This window comes from Streptomyces sp. UH6 (genome assembly GCF_013421635.1).
Taxonomy (GTDB): Bacteria; Actinomycetota; Actinomycetes; order Streptomycetales; family Streptomycetaceae; genus Streptomyces; species Streptomyces abyssomicinicus.
Genome location: NZ_JACADT010000535.1, coordinates 1 through 3,892 on the forward strand (window position 1 = coordinate 1; position 3,892 = coordinate 3,892).

Sequence of the window (3,892 nt, forward strand, 5' to 3'; positions counted from 1 at the left end):
GCTGCCAGACGCTGGCGGCCAGGCCCAGGGCCGCGGCCTCCTCGGCGTCCAGGGTGATGGGCGGCAGCTGGTTGGAGTCGTGGCGGGCCAGGTAGCCGACCTCGCCGTCGAGGTTCTCGACCGTCTCGATGACCAGTCCGAGTTCCCGCAGGTCGTCCTTGTCCCGCTCGAACATGCGGTTGAACGACTCGTCGGTGGTGGCCTCCATGTAGGCCTCCAGGGATGCGCGCAGCTCGCGCTTGCTGAGCGGCCGCCGGGTGCCCAGCAGGCACAGTGCCAGGTTCATCAGCCGCTCTGCCTTGGCAATGGCCATCGACGCCCTACGCCCTCTTCCTCGTCACTTCCGACGGACGACCGTACCGCTCCGGAGGCCCGGGGGGAAAACCGAGGGTCCGTGCCCGGGCGGGCACGGACCCCTGGGAGCCCACTGTGATCGTTTCCGACCGTGTGCCGGCCGTGTGCCGGCCGTCGGGGCCGGCCCGGCGTCAGACCGGGGTCAGACCGAGACCAGGTCGCAGACGAAGATCAGCGTCTCGCCGGGGCCGATGTCGCGGCCCGCGCCACGGTCGCCGTAGGCCAGGTGCGGCGGGATGATCAGCTGGCGGCGCCCGCCGACCTTCATGCCCTGCACGCCCTGGTCCCAGCCGCTGATGACCTGGCCGACGCCGAGCTGGAAGCGCAGGGGGGTGCCGCGGTTGAACGACGAGTCGAACTCCTCGCCGGTGGAGAAGGCCACGCCGACGTAGTGGACGGAGACGATGTCGCCGGCCTTGGCCACCTCGCCGTCGCCCTCCCAGATGTCCTTGATCTCGAGGTCCGCCGGCGGCTCGCCGCCCGGGAAGTCGACCTCGGGCTTGTCGTTGCTCACGAATCTGTCTCCTGCTGATGGACGAAAAGATGCAACCGGGTCAGTCTCCCATCCCCGGCGTCACATCTTCGCCAGCAGGTCCACCGTGAAGACGAGCGTCGAGTCCTTCTTGATCGGGCTGCCCTGCGGCGGGTTGTCGCCGTAGCCGAGCTTCGGCGGGATCACGATCAGGACGCGGCTGCCGACCTTCTTGCCCGCCAGGCCCTGCGACCAGCCCGGGACGACCTGCTGCAGCGAGAACGAGGTCAGCTGGCCGCGGCTGTAGGTGGAGTCGAACTCCTTGCCGTCCGCCCACAGCACGCCCTTGTACTGCACCAGCACGGTGCTGTCCTGCTCCACCGTCGGGCCGTCGCCCTCGAGGACGTACTCGGAGACGAGGTCCTTCGGGGGCGCGGTCTTGGGGATCTCCAGCGAAGGCGCCTTGCCGTCGGTGTTTGTGCCGACCTTCGGCAGCGCGGAGTCCTGGGCGACCGCCTTGCCGTCGGCGGAGCTGCGGGCGTTGAAGGTGTTCTCGATGTCGATCACGAACACCAGGGTGTCGTCGCCCTTGATGCCGGCCTGCGCGTTGCCCTGCTCGCCGTAGCCCCAGGTGGGCGGGACCGCCATCATCACGCGGCTGCCGGCCTTCTTGCCGGACAGGCCGTAGCGCCAGCCGTCGATGATGCTGCCCTGGGCGAGCTGGATGACGATCGGGGTCTTGCGGTCGTAGGAGTTGTCGAAGACCTTGGCGTTCGCCCAGTTCTGGCCGAGGTACTGCGCCTGGATGAAGTCGTTCTCGGCGACCGTGCGGCCGTTCCCGGCGATGACCGTGCGCACCGCGAGGTCCTTCGAGGGGGTGCCGGTGCCCTTGGCCACCGTCGGCTTCTGCCCGAACTCCTTGCCGGCGGTGATCTCGGGGAGCGGTCCGTCCACGATCTTCGGCGGCGGGGGCGCGCTGGGCGACTGGGGGGACGGACTGGCCGTGGCCTCGGCCTCCTTGTCCGGCGAGTCGGAGCCACAGGCGGAGAGGGTGGCCAGTCCGGCGGGAACGGCCAGAAGGAGTGAGCGTCGGCGCACGATGGGGGCCTCTATCGGTCGATCTTCGAGTGGGCGTCCCGCGTCACTCTACGGCTTTCCCGCCCCACCGCCCCCGACAAGCGCGACGGGGGCCCGGATCGGCTCCGGACCCCCGTGCGCGGCGCCGTCGGCGCGCCGCCCCGCGCCGGCTACATGCCGGCGATGAGCTTCTCCACCCGGTCGTCGACCGAACGGAACGGGTCCTTGCACAGGACCGTGCGCTGGGCCTGGTCGTTGAGCTTCAGGTGGACCCAGTCGACCGTGAAGTCGCGGCGCTGCTCCTGCGCCCGCTTGATGAAGTCTCCGCGCAGCCGGGCCCGCGTGGTCTGCGGCGGCACCGACTTGCCTTCGAAGATCTTGACGTCGTTGCAGATCCGTTTGGCCTGGCCGCTGCGCTCCAGCAGGTAGTAGAGCCCGCGGCGGCGGTGGATGTCGTGGTAGGCGAGGTCTATCTGGGCGACCCGCGGGTTCGACATGGTCATGTTGTGCTTGGCGCGGTAGCGCTCCAGCAGCTTGTACTTGATCACCCAGTCGATCTCGGTGGCGACCCGGTCCAGGTCCTCCTCCTCGATCGCGTCGAGGGTGCGGCCCCACAGTTCCAGGACCTGCTCGACGACGCCGGTGCGGATGCCGCGCCGGTCGACGAACTCGCAGGCCTTCTCGTAGTACTCGCGCTGCACCTCGAGCGCCGACGCCTCCCGGCCGCTGGCCAGGCGCACCTTGCGGCGCCCCGTGATGTCGTGGCTGACCTCGCGGATGGCCCGGATCGGGTTCTCCAGGGTGAGGTCGCGCATCACCGTGCCGGCCTCGATCATGCGCAGCACCAGGTCGGTGGCCCCGACCTTGAGCAGCATGGTCGTCTCCGACATGTTGGAGTCGCCGACGATCACGTGGAGCCGGCGGTAGCGCTCGGCGTCCGCGTGCGGCTCGTCGCGGGTGTTGATGATGGGCCTCGAGCGCGTGGTCGCCGAGGAGACGCCCTCCCAGATGTGCTCGGCCCGCTGGCTGACGCAGTACACCGCGCCGCGCGGGGTCTGGAGGACCTTGCCCGCCCCGCACAGCAGCTGCCGCGTGACGAGGAACGGGATGAGGATGTCGGCCAGCCGGGAGAACTCGCCGTGCCGGGCCACCAGGTAGTTCTCGTGGCAGCCGTACGAGTTCCCCGCCGAGTCGGTGTTGTTCTTGAAGAGATAGACGTCGCCCGCGATTCCCTCCTCGTGCAGGCGGCGTTCCGCGTCGACGAGAAGTCCTTCGAGAATGCGCTCGCCGGCCTTGTCGTGGGTGACGAGCTCCGTCACGTTGTCGCATTCGGGTGTGGCGTATTCCGGATGCGAACCCACGTCGAGATAGAGGCGGGCGCCGTTTCGCAGAAACACGTTGCTGCTGCGGCCCCATGACACGACACGCCGGAAGAGGTACCGCGCCACCTCGTCAGGCGACAGACGGCGCTGTCCCCTGAACGTGCACGTGACGCCGTACTCGTTCTCCAGCCCGAAAATGCGGCGGTCCATGTCTGAACATTACGCCCGATCACCCGAGCTGAAACGGGGTTCGACGGTCCGATTCGGATCATTTTCCGATCCGGCGGCGACTCTGCCGGGATTTCTGGGGGCGGCCAGGACTCCCCCGGAGGCGAGCAGCACGAGCAGCGACACCGTCCCGGCGGCGGCCGGGACGGCGAAACCGGCGCGGGTTCCGAGCAGTTCCAGGACCGGCCCGGTGACGCCGGTGCCGACCGAGGAGCCGACGGTGAAGGTGGTCACCAGCCAGGAGAACGCCTCGGTGACCGTGCCGCGCGGGGCGTGCCGGTCGACCAGGACGAAGGCGCAGGCGATGGTGGGCGCCAGGAAGACGCCCGCCAGCGCGGCCAGCAGGGTCATCGGCGCGGGACCGGGCATGGCGACCAGCGGGGCGTAGCCGAGCGCCAGCAGGGCGACCAGCGCCTTCAGGCGCCGCTCGGGCGGCCCG

Annotated in this window: 3 protein-coding genes and 2 pseudogenes; all 5 read right to left on the reverse strand. The window is 69.6% G+C overall.

What is annotated here, in order from left to right; genetic code table 11:
• Positions 1-313, reverse strand: a pseudogene (locus HW445_RS21465) (WYL domain-containing protein); the annotation flags it as partial.
• Between the two features lie 183 nt (positions 314-496).
• On the reverse strand, positions 497-868 hold the full coding sequence (locus tag HW445_RS21470; protein WP_180222614.1) for an FKBP-type peptidyl-prolyl cis-trans isomerase: 372 nt from the start codon (positions 866-868) through the stop codon (positions 497-499).
• A 60-nt stretch (positions 869-928) separates the two neighbouring features.
• Positions 929-1,924, reverse strand: a complete 996-nt coding sequence (locus tag HW445_RS21475; RefSeq protein ID WP_180222615.1) for an FKBP-type peptidyl-prolyl cis-trans isomerase — start codon at positions 1,922-1,924, stop codon at positions 929-931.
• 149 nt (positions 1,925-2,073) lie between these two features.
• Positions 2,074-3,435, reverse strand: a complete 1,362-nt coding sequence (pafA, locus tag HW445_RS21480; protein WP_151774712.1) for a Pup--protein ligase — start codon at positions 3,433-3,435, stop codon at positions 2,074-2,076.
• Positions 3,436-3,444: 9 nt separating this feature from the next.
• Positions 3,445-3,892, reverse strand: a pseudogene (locus tag HW445_RS21485) (MFS transporter); the annotation flags it as partial.

Coding starts and splice junctions, on each gene's coding strand:
- pafA (WP_151774712.1), bottom strand. CDS start 3,435: ATGGACCGCCGCATTTTCGGGCTGGAGAACGAGTACGGCGTCACGTGC.